The organism is Azospirillum sp. TSO5 (assembly GCF_003116065.1).
Taxonomy (GTDB): domain Bacteria; phylum Pseudomonadota; class Alphaproteobacteria; order Azospirillales; family Azospirillaceae; genus Azospirillum.
This window is the reverse complement of sequence record NZ_LGQY01000039.1, coordinates 1-20,105: the sequence shown is the minus strand read 5'-3', so window position 1 is coordinate 20,105 and position 20,105 is coordinate 1. Positions and strand designations below refer to the sequence as shown.

Sequence of the window (20,105 nt, the reverse complement as noted above, 5' to 3'; positions counted from 1 at the left end):
TCAGGGCCACTTCACTTCCGGCGGCAGGCTCATCAGGATCGCCTCGGTGTTGCCGCCGGTCTTCAGGCCGAAGGTGGTGCCGCGGTCGTAGAGCAGGTTGAATTCGACGTACCGGCCGCGGCGGACCAGCTGGTGCTCGCGCTGCTCGGCGGTCCAGGGCCGGTTCATGTGCCGGCGGACCAGGGCGACGTAGGTGTCGAGGAAGGCGGTGCCGACGTCGCGTGTGAAGGCGAAGTCGGCATCCCAGTCGCCCGACTCGAGATTGTCGAAGAAGATGCCGCCGACGCCGCGCGCCTCGTCCCGGTGGGGCAGGTAGAAATAGCGGTCGCACCACTCCTTGTAGCGCGGATAATAGTCCGGGTCGTGGCGGTCGCAGGCGGCGCGCAGACCGGCATGGAAATCGGCGGTGTCCCGGTCGTCCGGGATCATCGGCGTCAGGTCGGCGCCGCCGCCGAACCAGCCTTTGGTCGTCACGATGTGGCGCGTGTTCATGTGCGTCGCCGGCACCAGCGGCGAGCGCATGTGCGCCACCAGACTGATCCCCGATGCCCAGAACGCGCCGGTCTCGGCGGCACCGGGGATGTTGGCGCGGAATTCCGGGCTGAAGGTGCCGTGGACGGTCGAGATGTTGACCCCGACCTTCTCGAACACCCGGCCCTTCATCACCGACATGGTGCCGCCGCCGCCCTCGCCGCCGCCATGGTCGGGGCGGGCCCAGCTCTTGCGCTCGAACCGGCCGGGGGGCAGGTCGGCATGGGTGCCGGTCAGCTCGTCCTCCAGCGTCTCGAAGGCGGCGCAGATGCGGTCGCGCAGCTCCTGGAACCAGGCGGCGGCGCGGGCCTTGCGGTCTTCGACGGTGCTGGGGTCGGCTGTCATGGCGTTTCCGGCTGTGCAGAGAGGGTCTGGAGACCTGCGGCGGCAGTCTGCCGCAAGGCCTCACCCAACACCATCGCGGCGCTGACCGCAACGTTCAAGGAGCGGGCGGGCGGCACCATCGGGATCACCAGCCGGGCGTCGGCGGCGTCATGCACCTCGTCGGGCACCCCGGCGCTCTCGCGGCCGACCAGGATGCGGTCGCCGGGGGCGAAGCGGAAGTCGGTGTAGGGAATCGCCGCCCGCGTGGTCAGCAGCACCAGCCGCCCGGCCTGCGGCGCCGCGCGGTATGCGGACCACGAGCTGTGCCGTACCCAGTCCAGATGGTCCAGATAGTCCATCCCGGCGCGCCGCAACCGGCGGTCATCCAGCACGAAGCCGCAGGGTTCGATCAGGTCGAGCGCGACGCCGAGCCCTGCCGCGAGTCGCATCAGGGTCCCCGCATTCTGCGGAATGTCGGGTTCGAACAGCACAAGGCGCAACGCGGGCCTTGCTTCGAAGTGTTTGTTTTGCATACAAATGTTCTTGCCCTTCGCACACGCGACAAATTGTCCCCCGGCCAAGGACTTTTCAAGATGTCGACGCGACGGTATACCGCAGGTCTGAATCCGGAGATACCCACTCCGGACGGACGCGGCGTGCCTGAGGATTTTCCTTCCGGCGGGCGGGCTAACCGCGTCTTGCAGTATTACGGTCCATCGGTCGTCCGGCGCGGGCAAAGGGCGTCGGGCATGCCTTGAGGAGAAACAGGCTTATGGCTCAGACCACGCATCCGCCCGGGACGGGTGGCCACGCGGCCTCCGGCGGCGAGGGGGGTTCCCGCCGCGATTTTCTGTATCTTGCCACCGGTGCGGTCGGCGTCGTCGGGGCGGCCTCGGCGGCTTGGCCCTTTATCGACAGCCTGAACCCGGCAGCCGACACCCTGGCGCTCGCCTCCATCGACGTCGATCTGGCCCCCGTGGCCGTCGGCCAGGCGATCACGGTCACCTGGCGCGGAAAGCCTGTCTTTGTCCGCCACCGCACCGCTGAAGAGATCGAGTCCGCCAAGGAAGTCAATCTGAACGACCTGCGCGACCCGGTTGCCGACGATGCCCGCGTGAAGAAGCCGGAATGGCTGATCGTCATCGGCATCTGCACGCATCTGGGCTGTGTGCCGCTCGGGCAGAAGGTCACCGATCCGCGCGGCGACTATGGTGGGTGGTTCTGCCCCTGCCACGGCTCGCACTACGACACCGCTGGGCGCATCCGCAAGGGCCCGGCCCCCGCCAACCTTGTCCTTCCGACGTACGCCTTCACCGGCGATACCAAGATCCGGCTCGGTTAAGCGGCCCAACGGTTCTGGAGACCCCGAGATGGCTCAGGTTCAAGCCACCAAGTTCAAGAATCCGGTCGTGAACTGGATCGACAGCCGCCTGCCGATCTTCACGATGCTGGATCACGAGTACAACCACTACCCGATGCCGCGGAACGTCAACTATCTGTGGGCGTTCGGTGCCATTGCCGGCATCATGCTGGTCATCATGATCGCCAGCGGCCTGTTCCTGGCGATGCAGTACTCGTCGCACACCTCGCTGGCCTTCACTTCGGTCGAGCGCATCATGCGCGACGTGAATTACGGCTGGCTGCTGCGCTATGTGCACGCCAACGGCGCGTCGATGTTCTTCATCGCCGTCTACATCCACATGTTCCGCGGCATGTATTACGGCTCCTACAAGGCGCCGCGCGAGATCCTGTGGATCCTGGGCGTCATCATCTTCCTCGTCATGATGGGCACCGCCTTCATGGGCTATGTGCTGCCCTGGGGCCAGATGAGCTTCTGGGGCGCCACCGTCATCACGAACCTGTTCTCCGCCTTCCCGATCGTCGGCGATCCCATCGTCACGCTGCTGTGGGGTGGTTTCTCGGTCGACAACCCGACGCTGAACCGCTTCTTCGCGCTGCATTTCCTGCTGCCCTTCGTCCTGCTGGGTCTGGTGATCCTGCACACGGCGGCGCTGCATGTCTGCGGTTCGAACAACCCGCTCGGCATCGAACCCAAGGGTCCGCAGGACACCGTCCCGTTCAACCCGTACGTGACGGTCAAGGACGGCTTCGCCGTGGTGATCTTCCTGATCATCTACGCCGTGTTCGTGTTCTTCATGCCGAACTACATGGGTCATCCGGACAACTACATTCCGGCCAACCCGCTGGTGACCCCGGCGCACATCGTGCCGGAATGGTACTTCCTGCCCTTCTACGCCATGCTGCGCGCGATCCCGGACAAGCTGGGCGGCGTGCTGGCGATGTTCGGCTCGATCGCGCTGCTGGCCTTCCTGCCGTGGCTCGACCGTTCCAAGATCCGCAGCTGCAAGTTCCGCCCGGTCTACCGCCAGTTCTTCTGGATCCTGGCGATCGACGCCCTGATCCTGGGCTATGCCGGTTCGCAGCCGGCCGAGGGCTCCTGGCTGCTGATCGCGCGTATCGGCACCGCCTACTACTTCTTCCACTTCCTGATTCTGTTGCCGTTGCTGGGCAAGCTGGAGCGTACGCCTCCGCTTCCCACCAGCATCTCCGAGTCCGTTCTGAAGGGCGGTGGTGGCATCGCCGCCGGCGCCCATGCCAAGCCGATGGAGAAGGCCTGATGCGCGCGTTGAAGACTGCAATCCTTTCGGCGGCGCTGGCGCTCGGCATCGCCGGGGCCGCGCAGGCCGCCGAAGGCGTGCACATCCCCAAGCAGAGCTGGCCGCATTCCGGCATCTTCGGCACCATCGACAAGGCGGCGGCGCAGCGCGGCTTCCAGATCTACAAGGAAGTCTGCTCGGCCTGCCACTCCATGAATCTGGTGCCGATCCGCACGCTGGCCGGCATCGGCTTCAAGGAAGACGAGCTGAAGGCGCTCGCCGCCGGCTATGAGGTGCATGCCGGCCCGAACGACGCGGGTGAGATGTTCATGCGTCCGGGCACCCCAGCCGACCATTTCCCGGCTCCGTTCCCGAACGACCAGGCCGCCCGCGTGGCGAACAACGGCGCGCTGCCGCCGGACCTGTCGCTGATGGCCAAGGCCCGTGTGGGTGGCGAGGATTACGTCTACGCCTTCCTGACCGGCTTCGAGGAGCCGCCGGCCGATGTCCATCTGATGGACGGCATGAACTACAACAAGGTGTTCCCCGGCCATCAGGTCGGCATGCCGAACATCCTGCAGCCCGACGGCGTCACCTACGCCGACGGCACCAAGGCGACGGTGGAGCAGGAGGCGCACGACGTGGCGACCTTCCTGACCTTCGTCGCGGAACCGCACCTGGATGCCCGCAAGCAGATGGGCGTCAAGGTCATCCTGTTCCTGCTGGTGCTGGCCGGCCTGATGTACGCCGCCAAGCGCAAGCTGTGGAGCACGCTGCACTGAGCCTGACGGTTCGGTGAGGTGATGTGAGACCTGGACAGGGCGCCCCGTTGGGCGCCCTGTTCCTGTTTGGGGGTATAAGCTCTTCGGGCGTCAGACGCAGGGGTGGAGAGAACGATGGTGGACACGCTGATCGACGAGATCGTCGATTTCTGGTTCGACGAGGCGATGAAGCCCTATTGGTTCCGCAAATCGGCCAGCTTCGACCGGGCGGTCGCCGATACGCTGGGCCCGCATTACGAGGCGGCGGCGCGCGGCGCGTACGATCATTGGAAGGAGGATGTCGACGGTTGCATCGTGCTGTGCGTGCTGCTGGATCAGGTGCCGCGCAACATGTTCCGCAACGATCCGCGCGCCTTCGCCACCGACGGCAAGGCGCGGGGCATCAGCGACCATGCCGTCGCCAACGGCTTCGATCTGGAATGCACGACCGACGAGCGGATCTTCCTCTACCTGCCCTTCGAGCATCACGAAGACATGGCGAGCCAGGACCGCTCCGTCGCCCTGTTCACCGAGCGGGTGGGCGACGAGACGACGGTACGCTATGCCCGGCGGCACCGCGAGATCATCCAGCGCTTCGGCCGCTTCCCCCACCGCAACGCCATCCTCGGCCGTACCAGCACGCCCGAAGAGGTGGCCTTCCTGACGGAGCCGGACTCGTCCTTCTGATGAGGACGGTTTCTCAGATCGGTGGAGTCGCCAGCCAGCGTTCCAGGGCGCCCAGCAGGTCGGCGCGCCGCACCGGCTTGGTCAGATAGTCGTTCATCCCGGCGGACAGGCAGCGGATGCGATCTTCCGGCTGGGCGTTGGCGGTGACGGCAATGATCGGGATGCGGCCCCGCCCGTCGCCCAGCCGGCGGATGGTTGCGGTCGCCGTCACCCCGTCCATGTCGGGCATGGCGACGTCCATCAGCACCGCTTCGGGCGGAACCGGCGCCTGGGCGACGGCCTCCACCGCTTCCGCTCCGCCATTGGCGGTTTCGACCGAGAATCCCGCTTTGGCGAGCAGCCCGGCGACCACCATGCGGTTGGTGGCGCTGTCGTCCACCACCAGCAGCCGGCCGCCGCGTGCGCGTGCCCAGCTCATCAGCCGCTCGGCGTCGGTGGTGCGGGAGGGCAGGGCGACCGGCATGTCCAGCACCGCCCGCCGCATCCCGTCGGCATGGTGTTCCACCGTCATCTGGGCGCCCAGCGCGGCCAGCAGGCGCCGGGCGAGTTCCTGGCCGAAGCCGGTCTCGCCATGGCTGTCGAAGCGTCCGGTCAGCTCGGCCCGCAGGGTCACGCGCTCATCCCCCGCCGGCAGGGCCGACAAGCGGACATCCAGCCGGCCGGGGCCGGCATTGGCGATGGCGCTGGCGGCCAGCGCGTTGCACAGCGCGCCTGCGGTTTCCGCATCGCCCACCAGCCGCGGCGGCATGCCGCTCAGCACGCTCACGTCCAGGGCGATGCCGCGTCCCTGGGCCAGGGCCGCGGTCGATACCGACAGCATGCGGGCCAGCGCTTCGGGAGCGAAGGCCGTCCCCCGCCGGTTGGGGGCGTGATGCAGATTGTCACCGTCCATGGCCCGCCATTGGCAAAATGCGACGCAGCTTGCAGCGATCGGGCCGGAAAACGACCGAGGTCAGCGCTCCGGCCGATCTTGCGACCCATTCTCAGCAAGTTACGGGCCAGCGGAGCATCATTTAGCAAGCCCTGATCCAGGAAGCGCGTTATCCTGCCACGAAATACCTGGGTAGGCAGGCCGACGCCGGAGAAGTGGCTCTATGGCAGAATCGATGTCCGGGCGACCGTTGGGCCGACTGCGGCACCTCCTGGCGGCGCTTGCGGTTCCGGTACAACTGCTGGTCAGTGCGGCGGCGCATGGCGGCGAGGCGATTCCCTATTGCACCGATCCGGACTGGCCGCCCTACGAATCGATCACCGCCGACGGAAAGCACCAGGGAATCGCCGCGGACCTGCTGTCCCTGGTTTCGCAACGCTCCGGGGTGGAACTGCGTGTCCTGCCGACCCGTGATTGGGAGGAAAGCATAGCGGCGGCGCGTGACGGGCGATGCCGCTTCCTCAGCTTTCTGAACCGGACGCCGACGCGCGAGGAGTGGCTGGCCTTCACCGAACCGCTGTTCGTCGATCCCAATGTGCTGGTGACGCGGGAGGGTCACGACTATGTCGCCGATCTCGCCGGGCTCAGCGGCGAGACGATGGTGCTTCCCAAGGGCACGTCGATCGAAGAGAGGGTGCGGCGCGATTTCCCCAACCTGAGCATCGTCCTGGTCGACACCGAGGCCGAGGCATTTGCCATGGTTTCCCGCGGCAAAGCCGACATGACGCTGAGGTCGCTGACGGTCGCCGTCTACACCATCAAGACGGCCGGCTGGTTCAACCTGAAGGTTGCGGGCCATCTGCCGGGTTATGAGAATCTGCTGCGGATCGGCGTGCGCCGGGACGAGCCGGACCTCCTGGCCGCCCTCGATCGCGGGGTTCGGACGATCTCGTCCGCGGAGCGTACCGTCATCGCCAACCGGCATGTCGCCATTCAGGTCCAGTCGCCGCTCGATCCGTGGACGCTGGCGAAGCTGTTGGCCATTCCAGCGGCGGTCATTCTGACCAGCCTGTTCTGGATTCTGAAGCTGATGCGGGTGAACGAGCGGCTGCGGGTGCAGTCGCGCACCGACGTATTGACCGGCCTTGCCAACCGCAGCCACCTGAACGACGTCTGCCGCTCGGAAATGGAGCGGGCCGTCCGCTATGGCAGGCCGATGTCGATCATCCTCATCGATCTGGACCATTTCAAGCAGGTCAACGACCGCTACGGCCATGTTTTTGGCGATCAGGTCCTGGTTGAATTCGCCGGTCTGGCCCGCGAAGTGCTGCGGTCGACCGACACGGTCGGCCGCTGGGGTGGCGAGGAGTTCCTGATTCTTTGCCCGGAGACCACCCTGGAAGCCGCGTTTGCGCTTGCCGAGCGGTTGCGGCGGACCATGCGCGCCTATGGCTTCCCCAACGGCCACCGGCAGACCGGCAGTTTCGGCGTCGCCGGCTTCCGGGACGGCGACGGCATCGACCGCCTGCTGATCCGTGCCGACAATGCGCTGTACCGGGCCAAGGGCGAAGGGCGTGACCGGGTCGTTCTCGACCGGGGTGACGACGGCGACGGGGGCGAGGCGGTCCCGACCGGCGCGAAGGTCAGCCGGACCGTGTGTCCGGCGGGTTGAACAGATAGGGCACGAAGCTGCGGTGATGCTCGTTCACCCGCAATTCGCTGCCGATCGGCGGGAAGGCGCGCTGCTGGCAATCGGTGCGCTCGCACAGGCGGCAGTTCACGCCGATCGGCACCGCCGCCTTCATGTCGGTGATGTCGATGCCGGCGGCATAGACCAACTCCGGCGCGTGGCTTGCCTCGCAGCCCAGCCCGACGGCGAACTGGCGTGACGGCTTCAGATAGGCGCCGCCGCGCTTGGTCACCGTGCGGGCGATGCTGATATAGGCGGTGCGGTCGGGCATCTGGGCGAACTGCACCAGGATCTTGCCGGGCTGGGCGAAGGCCTCGTGCACGTTCCACAACGGGCAGGCGCCGCCGAAGCGGGCGAAGTGGAAGCGGGTCGCCGAATGGCGCTTGGTGATGTTGCCGGCCATGTCGACCCGCACGAAATAGAAGGGCAGGCCGCGTGCCCCCGGCCGCTGCAGGGTGGACAGCCGGTGGCAGACCTGCTCGAAACTGGCGGAGAAGCGGCTTTGCAGTTGCTCCACATCGTGGCGCAAGGCGCGGGCCTGCGCCGCGAAGGCGCGGTAGGGCAGAACCAGAGCCCCGGCGAAGTAATTCGCGAGCCCGACCCGGCAGATCGACCGCGCGTCCTCGCTGGAGAATTTCGCCTGATCCACCAGCTCGTCGATCTGGTCGCCGAACTCCAGCTGCGCGATCTGGTTCGCCATGTGAAAGGCGCGGCTGGAGCTGGTCAGCAAGGCCGACAGCCGCAGCGTCCCGGTGGTGGCGTCGTAGCTGCGCATGGCGGTTTCGCCGGCCTCGTCGGCGACGATCTTCACCCGCACGTCGTGGCGGCGCTTCAGATAGGCGGCCAGCTCGTTCAGCAGCGATCCGGAATGGATCTTCTCGGTGTCCCACAGCCGTTCCGCCGCCTCGTCCAGCGGGCCGATGTAATTGTTGCAATAGTGGAAATAGTCCCGCACCTCCTCGTAGGGAAATTGCGGGCCGGCGAAGCTGTCGCCCTCTTGACTGCTGGGTTCGCGGTTGGACAGGCTGTCGGCCAGCGACTGCACCCGCTCATGCAGCTTCTGATAGGCCTGATGCAGGCTGAGCACCCGGCGGGCCAGTTCCGGGCTGGAGCCCACCACGCTGCGCAACTCGCCCGCGGTCAGCGGCGCGCCGACGAACAGCGGATCGGCCAGCGCCTCGCGCAGGTCGGAGACCAGCCGACTGTCTTCATCCTCCAGGAAGGCGGACAGTTCCAGCTCGAAGATGGCGGCGATCCGCATCAGCACCGGCAGGGTCAGCGGGCGCTGGTTGTTCTCCAACTGGTTGAGATAGCTGGGCGAAAGCTCCAGAGTCTTGGCCAGCGAGGCCTGGGTCAGGCTGCGCTGTTCGCGCAGGCGGCGCAGCTTGTAGCCAAGGAATAGCTTCTTTTGCATGCGTATAAATTCCCGCCCCGGCGACGGCCTTGGAAATCCGCCGTTCTTCGCAATCTTAGCAAGCGCAAAGCCGCAATTGCAAAGGGCTTCGCAACTTCGCACCTTTTTGCGAAGAGGCTGTTTGAAGCGCTGCGAAGTTTGTGAATAATCCGCGGCGTTCCGGTGAATGATTGCGTCGCTTGCCGCCGGAGCGGGGACCGTCACTGCGACGCCAAGGATTGGAAACGCCCGATGCAAGACATTCTGGCCAAGTTGGAGTCCAAGCGCGCCGCCGCGCGGCTGGGCGGCGGTGAGAAGCGCATCGCCGGCCAGCACGCCAAAGGCAAGCTGACCGCGCGCGAGCGGATCGAGCTGTTCCTCGACGAAGGATCGTTCGAGGAGTTCGACATGTTCGTCGAACATCGCTGCATCGACTTCGGCATGGAAAACCAGAAGGTCCCCGGCGACGGCGTGGTCACCGGCCACGGCACCGTCAACGGCCGCCTCGTCTTTGTCTTCAGCCAGGACTTCACGGTCTTCGGCGGCGCGCTGTCCGAAGCGCATGCCGAGAAGATCTGCAAGATCATGGATCAGGCGCTGAAGGTCGGCGCGCCGGTCATCGGCCTGAACGATTCGGGCGGCGCCCGCATCCAGGAGGGCGTCGCCTCGCTGGGCGGCTATGCCGAGGTGTTCCAGCGCAACGTCGATGCGTCGGGCGTCATCCCGCAGATTTCCCTCATCATGGGGCCGTGCGCCGGCGGTGCGGTGTACTCGCCGGCCATGACCGACTTCATCTTCATGGTGAAGGACAGCTCCTACATGTTCGTCACCGGCCCGGACGTGGTGAAGACCGTCACCCACGAGGTCGTGACCGCGGAAGAGCTGGGCGGCGCCGTCACCCACTCCACCAAGTCGGGCGTGGCCGATCTGGCCTTCGAGAACGATGTCGAGGCGCTGCTGCAGCTGCGCCGCTTCGTCGATTTCCTGCCGTCCTCCAACCGTGAGAAGGCGCCGGTCCGCCCCTGCAGCGACCCGCTCGACCGCGAGGACTTCTCGCTCGACACGCTGGTGCCGGAGAACCCGAACAAGCCCTACGACATGAAGGAGCTGATCCTCAAGATCGTGGATGAGGGCGACTTCTTCGAACTCCAGCCGGAATACGCCAAGAACATCCTCATCGGCTTCGCCCGCATGAACGGCTCCACGGTCGGCATCGTCGCCAACCAGCCGATGGTTCTGGCCGGCTGCCTGGACATCGACAGCTCCAAGAAGGCCGCGCGCTTCGTCCGCTTCTGCGACGCCTTCGAAATCCCGATCCTGACCCTGGTCGACGTCCCCGGCTTCATGCCCGGCACTTCGCAGGAGTACGGCGGCATCATCAAGCACGGCGCCAAGCTGCTGTACGCGTACGCCGAGGCCACCGTGCCGAAGGTGACCGTCATCACCCGCAAGGCGTACGGCGGCGCGTACGACGTGATGTCGTCCAAGCATCTGCGCGGCGACCTGAACTATGCGTGGCCGTCGGCTGAAATCGCGGTGATGGGTGCCAAGGGCGCGGTGGAGATCATCTTCCGCAGCGATATCGGCGACGCCGAGAAGATCGAGGCGCGTACGGAAGAGTACAAGCAGAAGTTCGCCAATCCCTTCGTCGCCGCCTCGCGCGGTTACATCGACGACGTCATCATGCCGCACGGCACCCGCCGCCGCATCACGAAGGCGCTGTCCATGCTCAAGAACAAGCAGCTCCAGAACCCCTGGCGCAAGCACGACAACATTCCGCTGTGAGGGCCGGCAGCATGTTCGAGAAGATCCTCATCGCCAATCGTGGCGAGATCGCCTGCCGCGTCATCCGCACGGCACGCCGCATGGGCATCAAGACCGTCGCGGTCTATTCCGACGCCGACAAGAACGCCCTGCATGTCGAGATGGCCGACGAGGCCGTCCATATCGGCGCCGCCCCGTCGGCCCAGAGCTATCTGCTGGTCGACCGCATCGTCGATGCCTGCAAGAAGACCGGCGCCCAGGCCGTCCACCCCGGCTACGGCTTCCTGTCCGAGAAGCGCGAGTTCCAGGAGGCTCTGGCCGCCGCCGGCATCGCCTTCATCGGTCCGGACGCCCACGCCATCCAGGCCATGGGCGACAAGATCGAGTCGAAGAAGCTGGCCAAGGCGGCCGGCGTCTCCACCGTCCCCGGCTATCTCGGCGTCATCGCCGACGACAGCGAGGCGGTGACCATCGCCCGCGACATCGGCTATCCGGTGATGATCAAGGCGTCGGCCGGCGGTGGCGGCAAGGGCATGCGGGTCGCCTGGAACGACGAGGAGGCGCGTGAGGGCTTCCGCTCGGCCCAGAACGAGGCGCGCTCCAGCTTCGCCGACGACCGCGTCTTCGTCGAGAAGTACATCCAGCAGCCGCGCCACATCGAAATCCAGGTTCTGGCCGACGGGCAAGGCACCTGCCTGTATCTGGGCGAGCGTGAATGCTCGATCCAGCGCCGCCACCAGAAGGTCATCGAAGAGGCGCCGTCGCCGTTCCTCGACGCCGCCACCCGCAAGGCGATGGGCGAGCAGGCTGTGGCCCTGGCCAACGCGGTGCAGTACAAGTCGGCCGGCACTGTCGAGTTCATCGTCGACGCCGAGCGCAACTTCTACTTCCTGGAGATGAACACCCGCCTTCAGGTCGAACATCCGGTCACCGAGCTGATCACCGGCCTCGACCTCGTCGAGCAGATGATCCGCGTCGCCTACGGCGAGAAGCTGTCGATCACCCAGGACGACGTGAAGCTGACCGGCTGGGCGGTCGAGGCGCGCGTCTATGCCGAGGATCCCTTCCGCAACTTCCTGCCCTCCACCGGCCGCCTGACCCATTACCAGCCGCCGGCCGCCGATCCGCATGTCCGCGTCGACACCGGCGTGTTCGAGGGCGGCGAGATCTCGATGTACTACGATCCGATGATCGCCAAGCTCTGCACCTGGGGATCGACGCGCGACGCGGCGATCGCCGGCATGCGCGAGGCGCTGGACCAGTATTACATCCGCGGCGTCAGCCACAACATCCCGTTCCTGGCCTCGCTGATGGCGAACCAGCGCTTCGTCGACGGGCGGCTGACCACCAACTTCATCGCCGAGGAATATCCGAACGGCTTCCACGCCTCCGACCTGCCGCCGGAAGATCCGGCGGTGCTGATCGCGGTGGCGGCGGTGATCCACCGCAGCCTGAACGACCGTGACATCCAGATCTCCGGCAAGATGCCGGGCAGCAAGGTGACGGTGCGCGACGACTGGGTGGTGGTGCTGGACGGCACGCAGCATCCGGTGCACCTGCACCCGGCCGACGGCAGCCCGCAGCGCATCGGCTACGCCGTCGACATCGACGGCAAGCACCACACGGTGTGGAGCGACTGGCAGATTGGCGAGCCGCTGTTCCGCGGCACGGTCAACGGCGAGCATGTCTGCGTGCAGATCGACCGCGTCGGCGTCGGCTATCGCCTGCACCACAGCGGCTCGCAGGCGATCGTCAAGGTGCTGACCCCGAAGGCGGCCAAGCTGGACGCGCTGATGCCGGTCAAGGCTCCGCCGGACATGTCGAAGTTCCTGCTGTCGCCGATGCCGGGCCTGCTGGTGTCGCTGGCGGTGTCGGAAGGCCAGGAGGTCAAGGCCGGCGAAGTGCTGGCCGTGGTCGAGGCCATGAAGATGGAAAACATTCTGCGCGCCGCGCAGGACGGAACGGTCGCGAAAATCCACGCAGCCCCGGGCAGCAGCCTGGCGGTCGATCAGAAGATCGTGGAATTCGCGTAACCGTATAATAAGAAGAACAGTACCGAGAGGAAGCGTACCCCCTTGCCCCTCTTCCAATGGTTCATGGGACCGTTGGAAGAGGGTGCATCGGGAGGAAACGCACTGATACCCTACCAGCGCCATAAGAAGCCATCAGGAGGCGTCGATGACCGAGTTCCCGAAGAAGACCCTTGCCGATTGGGACAAGCTGGCGGCCAAGGATCTCGGCGCCGACGGCGACCTTTCCAAGCTGACCTGGAAGACCCCGGAAGGTCTGGACGTCAAGGCGCTCTACACCGCCGCCGATCTCGAAGGGATGGAGCTGGACACGCTGCCCGGCTTCCCGCCCTTCACCCGCGGCCCGCGCGCCACGATGTACGCGGTGAAGCCCTGGACCATCCGGCAATATGCCGGCTTCTCCACCGCGGAGGAGTCGAACGCCTTCTACAAGGCCAACCTCAAGGCCGGCCAGATGGGCCTGTCGGTGGCCTTCGACCTCGCCACCCACCGCGGCTATGACAGCGACCATCCGCGCGTCGTCGGCGACGTCGGCAAGGCCGGCGTGGCGATCGACAGCGTCGAGGACATGAAGGTTCTCTTCGCCGACATCCCGCTCGACAAGATGTCGGTGTCGATGACGATGAACGGCGCGGTGCTGCCGATCCTGGCCGGCTACATCGTCGCGGCGGAAGAGCAGGGCGTTTCCCAGGACAAGCTGAGCGGGACCATCCAGAACGACATCCTCAAGGAGTTCATGGTCCGCAACACCTACATCTACCCGCCCGAACCCTCGATGCGGATCATCGCCGACATCATCGAGTACACCTCCCAGCACATGCCGAAGTTCAACTCGATCTCGATCTCCGGCTATCACATGCAGGAGGCCGGGGCGACGGCGGTGCAGGAGCTGGCCTTCACCATCGCCGACGGCCTCGAATATGTCCGCGCCGCGATGTCCAAGGGGCTGCCGGTCGACAAGTTCGCGCCGCGCCTGTCCTTCTTCTTCTCCATCGGCATGAATTTCTTCATGGAGATCGCCAAGCTGCGCGCCGCGCGCCTGCTGTGGTCCTCGCTGATGCAGGAGAAGTTCCAGCCGAAGGATGCGCGCTCGCTGGCGTTGCGCACCCACTGCCAGACCTCCGGCGTCTCGCTGACCGAGCAGGACCCCTACAACAACGTCATCCGCACCACCATCGAGGCGATGGCCGCGGTGCTGGGCGGCACCCAGTCGCTGCACACCAACGCCTTCGACGAGGCGCTGGGCCTGCCGACCAAATTCTCCGCCCGCATCGCCCGCAACACCCAGCTGATCATCGCTGAGGAAGCCGGCGTCACCAAGGTGGTCGATCCGCTCGGCGGCTCCTACTACATCGAGCATCTGACCCACAGCCTCGCCAACGCCGCGCTGGAACTGATCGGCCGCGTCGAAGAGATGGGCGGCATGACCAAGGCGGTCGAGAGCGGCATGCCCAAGCTGCTGATCGAGGAGGCCGCGGCCCGCCGTCAGGCCGCCATCGACCGCGGCGAGGAGGTGATCGTCGGCGTCAACAAGTACCGTCCGGAGAACCCCGAGGGGGTGGACGTGCTGGACATCGACAACACCGCCGTCCGCGAGGCGCAGATCGCCCGGCTGAAGCAGATCCGCGCCAGCCGCGACGAGGCGAAGTGCCAGGAGGCTCTGGCCGCCTTGACCAAGGCCGCCACCGAGAAGACCGGCAATCTGCTGGCCCTGTCGGTCGAGGCCACCCGCGCCCGCGCCACCGTCGGCGAAATCTCCGACGCGCTGGAGAAGGCCTTCACCCGCCATGTCGCCGTCATCCGCTCGGTGTCGGGCGTTTATGGTTCGGCCTATGAGGGCGACGAGGGCTTCAAGAAGATCCAGGAGGAAGTCGCGTCCTTCGCCGCCGACGAAGGTCGCCGGCCGCGCATCCTGGTGGTGAAGATGGGCCAGGACGGCCACGACCGTGGCGCCAAGGTGATCGCCACCAGCTTCGCCGACATCGGCTTCGACGTCGACATCGGCCCGCTGTTCCAGACCCCGGACGAGGCGGCGCGGCAGGCGGTGGAGAACGACGTCCACGTCATCGGCGTGTCGTCCCAGGCCGCCGGCCACAAGACGCTGGTGCCGCAGCTGATCGAGGAACTGCGCAAGCAGGGCGCCGGCGACATCCTGGTGGTGTGCGGCGGCGTGATCCCGCCGCAGGATTACGACTTCCTGTACAAGGCCGGCGCCGCGGCGATCTACGGCCCGGGCACCAACATCCCGAAGGCGGCGTCCGATATCCTGGGCATCCTGCGCAAGCAGAAGGCGGCGGCTTGACGCCTCCATGCCGCTGACATAAGCCCTCTCCCGCCTATCGCACAAACTCTGTTTGTGCTGACGGCGTCAGGCGGATCGAAGATACGCTGAGAGCCCCGGGAGAGGGAGGGGACCTGCGGCAGGCGGGGAGGGTGAGGGGTGGTACAAGGAACCTGAACCGCATGGTTCCTTGCATCACCCCTCACCCGGCGCTTCGCGCCACCCTCTCCCGGGGCGGGAGAGGGGATTGATGACCGTCACCGCCGAAACCGACCTCTACGCGCCCGTGAAGGCGTTCCTCGAAGCCCAGGGCTACGACGTGAAGGCGGAGATCCATGGCTGCGATCTCGTCGCCACGCGTGGCTCCGAGCCGCCGGTGATCGTCGAACTGAAGAAGCGTTTCACGCTCGACCTCGTGCTGCAGGGGGTGGACCGGCTGGCGGTTAGCGACAGCGTCTATCTTGCCGTGCCGCAGCCGGGGCGTAAGGCGACTGGGCCGTCCCCCCTCGACAGCGACGTGAAAAAGCTCTGTCGGCGGCTGGGTCTCGGTCTGCTGATGGTCGATCCGGGGCTGGCGGAGGACTGCCGTGTCACCGTGCTGCTCGATCCCGTTCCCTATACCCCGCGCAAGGACAAGAAGCGCACCCACCGCCTGCTGGGCGAGCATGCCCGCCGGGTCGGCGACCCCAACCGGGGCGGCTCCACCCGCGTCGCCATCGTCACCGCCTATCGCCAGGATGCGCTGCGCATCGCCCGCCTGCTGCGCGACGGGCCGCTGACCGTCGCGGCGTTGCGGAAGGCGGGGGCGCCGAAGGATGTCGGGCCGATGCTGCTGCGCAACGTCTATGGCTGGTTCGAGCGGGTCGGGCGCGGCACCTACGCGCTGACTCCGGCTGGCCTGCAGGGAGTGGATGCGTTCGCCCACGCGCTGGCCGAGGGGTGACACCCCGCACCGCCAAGCCTATGATCGGTGCCGCAATTCCATAATCACAAAAGGCTGGAGCCCGCTTTGTCGGACTACATCAGCAATCTTGTCGTCTTTTTCGTCGTCGTCGATCCGCCGGGGCTGGTGCCTCTGTTCATCGCGCTGACCCGCGGCTTCGACGACCGGCACAAGCGGATCATTGCGCTCCGCGGCAACGCCATCGCCTTCGTCGTCCTGGTCTTCTTCGCCTATTTCGGCAAGGTGGTGCTACAGACTCTGTCGATCGAGATGCCGGCCTTCCGCATCGCCGGCGGCGCGCTGCTGTTCTGGATCGCCTTCGAAATGCTGTTCGCCAAGCGCTCCGAACGCAAGGAGCGTGCGACCGGAGAGGCGATGACCGACGAGGATGCCCATGACATCGCCGTTTTCCCGCTGGCGGTGCCGCTGATCGCCGGGCCGGGCGCCATCACCTCCATCCTGCTGCTGATGGACCGTGTCGGCACCACGGTGGCGGGGCAGGTCAGCGTCCTGGGCGCGGCGGCGACGGTAATCGGCGGGGTGACGCTGATCCTGTTGGGCGCCGACCGGGTCGGGCGGCTGCTGGGCCGAACGGTGATCCACACGGTCAGCCGGGTGCTCGGCATCGTGCTGGCCGCACTGGCCGCGCAGACGGTGATTTCCGGCATCACAGCGGTATATCCGCCCCACTGACCAAATCGTCCAAAGGGGCAGTGCGCGCAGCAAAGCGCATCCTCGCTACCGCTTCCCGTAGTCCTGCTCAAGCCCGAAAGCCTAGTCCCCTTTCCGCCGCAATCACTCAGCCTACATGGGGTCTTGCCACAGCCGCGCCGGGTTCCGCCCGGCGCAAGGCTATCCACGCGCCCAAACAAAAGAGGCGGCGGCCATGGACCTCGATCCATTGATCCTGTCGCGAATCCAGTTCGCGTTCACGATCTCCTTCCATATTCTGTTCCCCAGCTTCACGGTGGGACTAGCCTGCTGGATCGCGCTCTTGGAGGCGCTGTGGGTGGGCACCGGCAAGGGCATCTACCGCAGCCTGTCGGAGTTCTGGACGCGGATCTTCGCGCTGTCCTTCGGGCTGGGCGTGGTGTCGGGCATCGTCATGTCCTATCAGTTCGGCACCAACTGGAGCCGCTGGTCCGACACGGTGGGCAACGTGCTGGGTCCGCTGATCCAGTACGAGGTCGTGACCGCCTTCTTCCTCGAGGCCGCCTTCCTCGGCATCCTGCTGTTCGGGCGTGACCGGGTGCCGCGCGGCATCCATCTGATGGCGGCCTGTCTGGTGGCGCTGGGCACGCTGCTGTCGTCCTTCTGGATCCTGTCGGCCAACAGTTGGATGCACACCCCGGCCGGCTTCGAGATCAGGGACGGCCGTTACTTCGTCACCGACTGGTGGCAGGTGGTGTTCAACCCGTCCTTCCCCTATCGCCTCGCCCATATGGTGACGGCGATGTTCCTGACCACCAGCTTCGTCGTCGCCGGCATCAGCGCCTTCTACCTGCTGAAGCGCCGGCATTTCGACCATGCGAAGCTGGGGCTCGGCATGGCTCTCGCCCTCATCACTGTCCTTGCGCCCTTGCAGATCTTCCTCGGCGACGAGCATGGGCTGAACACGCTGGAATACCAGCCGGCCAAGATCGCCGCGATGGAAGGCAATTGGGAGGGTGGCCCGCGCGCGCCGCTGGTGCTGTTCGCCATCCCCGACGTGGAGAAGGAAACCAACCATCTGGAGATCGGCATTCCCGCCCTGTCCAGCCTGATCCTGACCCACGACTTCAACGGCACGGTGCCCGGCCTGAAGCAGTTCCCGGCCGACGAGCGCCCCGATCCGCGCATCATCTTCTGGACCTTCCGCCTGATGGTCGGCATCGGCCTGTTGATGCTGACGGTGGCGGCGGTTCATCTGGTGCTGCGTTTCCGCGGCCGGCTGTACAACAGCGACTGGTTCTACCGCATTCTGGTCGGCTGCATGCCCATCGGCTTCGTCGCCATCCTGGCCGGCTGGTTCACCACCGAGATCGGGCGCCAGCCCTGGGTGGTCTACGGCCATCTCAGAACGGCCGACGCAGTGACTCCGTCCCTGACGACGGAGGCCGCGCTGATCTCGCTGCTGTCCTTCGTCGTCGCCTACACCATCATCTACGGCGCCGGCACCTATTACCTGATCCGGCTGCTGCGCACCGGCCCGACGCACATCCATGACGCGCCCCAGCCGCCGGAGGCGCAGAGCCCGAAACGGCCGCTGTCGGCCACCGACCAGTCCCTCGAAGCGGCGGAGTAAGCCCGATGCAGGAAATTGCGGAAGGAAGCCTGCTGACCCTGATCTGGGTCGGGATCGTCGGCTTCGCGGTGTTCATGTATGTGCTGATGGACGGCTTCGACCTCGGCATCGGCATCCTCTATCCCTTCGCCCCGACGGAGGAGGACCGCGACACCATGATGAACACGGTGGCGCCGGTCTGGGACTTCAACGAGACTTGGCTGGTGCTGGGCGGAGCCGGGCTGTTTGCGGCCTTTCCCATCGCCTATGCGGTGGTTCTGCCGGCGATGTATCTGCCGCTGCTGGTCATGCTGATCGCCCTGATCTTCCGCGGCGTCGCTTTCGAGTTCCGTTTCAAGGCGCGGGCGGGGCGGCATTGGTGGAACCGCTCCTTCTTCCTCGGCTCGCTGCTGGCGACCTTCGCGCAGGGTGTCGTGCTGGGGTCCTTCATCCAGGGGATTCCGGTGTACGAGAGGCAGTTCGTCGGCGGCATGCTGCACTGGCTGTCGCCCTTCAGCCTGTTCTGTGGGGTGGCGCTGGTGGTGGGCTATGCGCTGCTGGGAGCGACATGGCTGATCTGGCGGACCATCGGGCCGTTGCAGGACTGGTGCTTCCGCATGGCGCGTCTGCTGATGCTGGTGGTGCTGGCCGGGGTGGCGGTGGTCAGCCTGTGGACGCCCTTCCTGCTGCCAGAGATCGCCGCGCGCTGGTTCTCCATGCCCAACCTGATCCTCCTGTCGCCGGTGCCCATCCTCACGGCGGTGCTGGCCGTCGCCCTGTGGCGGGCCATCGACAAAAGCCGGGATGTGGCACCCTTCGTGCTGTCGATGGCGCTGTTCGCCCTCTCCTATCTCGGCCTCGCCATCAGCCTGTGGCCGCACCTGATCCCGCCGGGCGTCACCGTGTGGGAGGCCGCGGCCCCGCCGGAAACGCAGGTGTTCCTGCTGGTCGGCATGGCCTTTCTGATCCCGGCGATCGTGGGCTACACCGCCTATTCCTACTGGATCTTCCGCGGAAAGGTGACGGGCGCCTTCGGTTACCATTGAGCGGACGGGGCGGCCCGGCCTAAAAGGGGCTCCGTCGTCAGGGAGGAGGGCTCGGCCATGGACATCGACATCAGCTTTGCGGAGGCCGTTCTGCGCCGCGGCGCCGGCCTGCTGGAAGCGGAAGCGGGCGAAGCGGGCAGCGATCCCTTCGCCGTGCTGGCCCGTCTACTGGCCGCCGCGGCGGCGACCGACGCCCCGCTGGTGGTGCTGAGCGAGGGCGGCAGCCACCCCGCCCTGTTCGACGAGGCCAACCGCCGCGCCGGGGAGCCGCTGACCGCCCGCCTCGCCGGCCTCGCCGCCACCCGCCAGAGCGAGCGCGCCGCGATGTACGAGTTCGACGGTACTGGCCCGCTGACCGGCAACCGCATCGTCGCCGCCCTGCTGCGGCCGGAGGACCGGCCCGACCTGCTGCATGTCTACATCGCCGTCGGCCGCCTGCGCGGAGGAGAGGCGCAGATCACCGTGCCGCCGGCCCTGCTGCGCTTCGACGCCGCCGCGCTGGGACAGACGCTTGGGCTGTTGGGCGACGCGGTGTCGCGCAGCGCGAACGCCGCCACCGCCGCGCTTGCCCATGCCGCCGCCATCATGCCGATGGAGGGCCATGAGGAAGGCGGCATGCCGGCGGCCCTGCTGGACCTCTACTGGCATGCGCTGACGCTGGCGTCGATGCGGGCGGATGGGGGCCAGGATAGAGGGCTGGCGACGATGACGCCGGAGGGGAGTGCGTAAGGGTTCGGCTTCGAATGCCCCCTCCCTAACCCTCCCCCACCTTCGGTGGGAGAGGGAACTCCGCCGCTTTGCGATAATACCACGTCACCGAGCGTCCTACCCCCTCTCCCGCGAAGCGGGGGAGCAACCATGTTGTTTTCATGGTGAGTGTGGCATTGCCTCCCATTCCTTGTT

17 protein-coding genes are annotated in these 20,105 nt (G+C 66.4%); 13 read left to right on the top strand and 4 right to left on the bottom strand.

From position 1 onward, the window contains the following. Both hemF and TSO5_RS11620 read right to left on the bottom strand, forming a co-directional pair. Complete coding sequence (hemF, locus tag TSO5_RS11625) at nt 1-876, bottom strand: oxygen-dependent coproporphyrinogen oxidase (protein ID WP_109151742.1); 876 nt, start codon at nt 874-876, stop codon at nt 1-3. After that, nucleotides 873-1,355 (bottom strand): tRNA (cytidine(34)-2'-O)-methyltransferase, encoded by a 483-nt coding sequence (locus tag TSO5_RS11620; RefSeq protein ID WP_109151741.1) that lies wholly within the window; start codon nt 1,353-1,355, stop codon nt 873-875. Before TSO5_RS11620 ends, hemF begins: the two co-directional genes overlap by 4 nt. Nucleotides 1,356-1,627: 272 nt before the next feature. Between TSO5_RS11620 and petA the strand changes: the two genes are divergently transcribed. The 4 genes from petA (at nt 1,628) to TSO5_RS11600 (ending at nt 4,921) form a co-directional block, all read left to right on the top strand. After that, a complete protein-coding gene (petA, locus tag TSO5_RS11615; RefSeq protein WP_109151740.1) occupies nt 1,628-2,197 on the top strand; it encodes a ubiquinol-cytochrome c reductase iron-sulfur subunit in 570 nt (189 codons plus the stop codon). Nucleotides 2,198-2,225: 28 nt separating this feature from the next. Continuing rightward, the gene (locus TSO5_RS11610; RefSeq protein ID WP_109151739.1) at nt 2,226-3,494 is read left to right on the top strand and encodes a cytochrome b/b6; all 1,269 of its coding nucleotides are present in this window, start codon (nt 2,226-2,228) and stop codon (nt 3,492-3,494) included. Next, entirely contained in the window at nt 3,494-4,255 is a 762-nt protein-coding gene (locus TSO5_RS11605; RefSeq protein WP_109151738.1) for a cytochrome c1, read from the top strand. The genes TSO5_RS11610 and TSO5_RS11605 overlap by 1 nt, the downstream gene beginning before the upstream one ends. 114 nt (nt 4,256-4,369) lie before the next feature. Continuing rightward, entirely contained in the window at nt 4,370-4,921 is a 552-nt protein-coding gene (locus TSO5_RS11600) for a DUF924 family protein (protein ID WP_109151737.1), read from the top strand. A 13-nt stretch (nt 4,922-4,934) separates the two neighbouring features. On the opposite strand, the gene TSO5_RS11595 is transcribed toward TSO5_RS11600, so the two are convergent. Beyond that, entirely contained in the window at nt 4,935-5,813 is an 879-nt protein-coding gene (locus tag TSO5_RS11595; protein WP_109151736.1) for a response regulator, read from the bottom strand. Nucleotides 5,814-6,015: 202 nt separating this feature from the next. On the opposite strand from TSO5_RS11595, the gene TSO5_RS11590 reads away from it, so the two are divergent. Continuing rightward, nucleotides 6,016-7,464, top strand: a complete 1,449-nt coding sequence (locus tag TSO5_RS11590; RefSeq protein ID WP_109151735.1) for a diguanylate cyclase — start codon at nt 6,016-6,018, stop codon at nt 7,462-7,464. On the opposite strand, the gene TSO5_RS11585 is transcribed toward TSO5_RS11590, so the two are convergent. After that, on the bottom strand, nt 7,436-8,896 hold the full coding sequence (locus TSO5_RS11585; RefSeq protein WP_109151734.1) for a short-chain fatty acyl-CoA regulator family protein: 1,461 nt from the start codon (nt 8,894-8,896) through the stop codon (nt 7,436-7,438). The two genes, TSO5_RS11590 and TSO5_RS11585, sit on opposite strands and share 29 nt — an antisense overlap. Nucleotides 8,897-9,127: 231 nt before the next feature. Between TSO5_RS11585 and TSO5_RS11580 the strand changes: the two genes are divergently transcribed. The 8 genes from TSO5_RS11580 (at nt 9,128) to TSO5_RS11545 (ending at nt 19,931) form a co-directional block, all read left to right on the top strand. After that, complete coding sequence (locus TSO5_RS11580; RefSeq protein ID WP_109151733.1) at nt 9,128-10,660, top strand: acyl-CoA carboxylase subunit beta; 1,533 nt, start codon at nt 9,128-9,130, stop codon at nt 10,658-10,660. An 11-nt stretch (nt 10,661-10,671) separates the two neighbouring features. Then, nucleotides 10,672-12,672 (top strand): acetyl/propionyl/methylcrotonyl-CoA carboxylase subunit alpha, encoded by a 2,001-nt coding sequence (locus tag TSO5_RS11575; protein ID WP_109151732.1) that lies wholly within the window; start codon nt 10,672-10,674, stop codon nt 12,670-12,672. Nucleotides 12,673-12,817: 145 nt separating this feature from the next. Further along, nucleotides 12,818-14,971 (top strand): methylmalonyl-CoA mutase, encoded by a 2,154-nt coding sequence (gene scpA / locus TSO5_RS11570; RefSeq protein ID WP_109151731.1) that lies wholly within the window; start codon nt 12,818-12,820, stop codon nt 14,969-14,971. Nucleotides 14,972-15,200: 229 nt separating this feature from the next. Then, a complete protein-coding gene (locus TSO5_RS11565; protein ID WP_109151730.1) occupies nt 15,201-15,893 on the top strand; it encodes a DUF2161 family putative PD-(D/E)XK-type phosphodiesterase in 693 nt (230 codons plus the stop codon). Nucleotides 15,894-15,959: 66 nt separating this feature from the next. After that, nucleotides 15,960-16,586, top strand: coding sequence for a MarC family protein (locus TSO5_RS11560; RefSeq protein ID WP_109151729.1), 627 nt, complete (start codon nt 15,960-15,962; stop codon nt 16,584-16,586). Between the two features lie 193 nt (nt 16,587-16,779). Then, nucleotides 16,780-18,177 (top strand): cytochrome ubiquinol oxidase subunit I, encoded by a 1,398-nt coding sequence (locus TSO5_RS11555; protein ID WP_109151728.1) that lies wholly within the window; start codon nt 16,780-16,782, stop codon nt 18,175-18,177. 5 nt (nt 18,178-18,182) lie between these two features. Beyond that, nucleotides 18,183-19,202, top strand: coding sequence for a cytochrome d ubiquinol oxidase subunit II (gene cydB / locus TSO5_RS11550; protein ID WP_109151727.1), 1,020 nt, complete (start codon nt 18,183-18,185; stop codon nt 19,200-19,202). A 57-nt stretch (nt 19,203-19,259) separates the two neighbouring features. Next, a complete protein-coding gene (locus tag TSO5_RS11545) occupies nt 19,260-19,931 on the top strand; it encodes a hypothetical protein (protein WP_109151726.1) in 672 nt (223 codons plus the stop codon). Nucleotides 19,932-20,105: the final 174 nt, after the last annotated feature.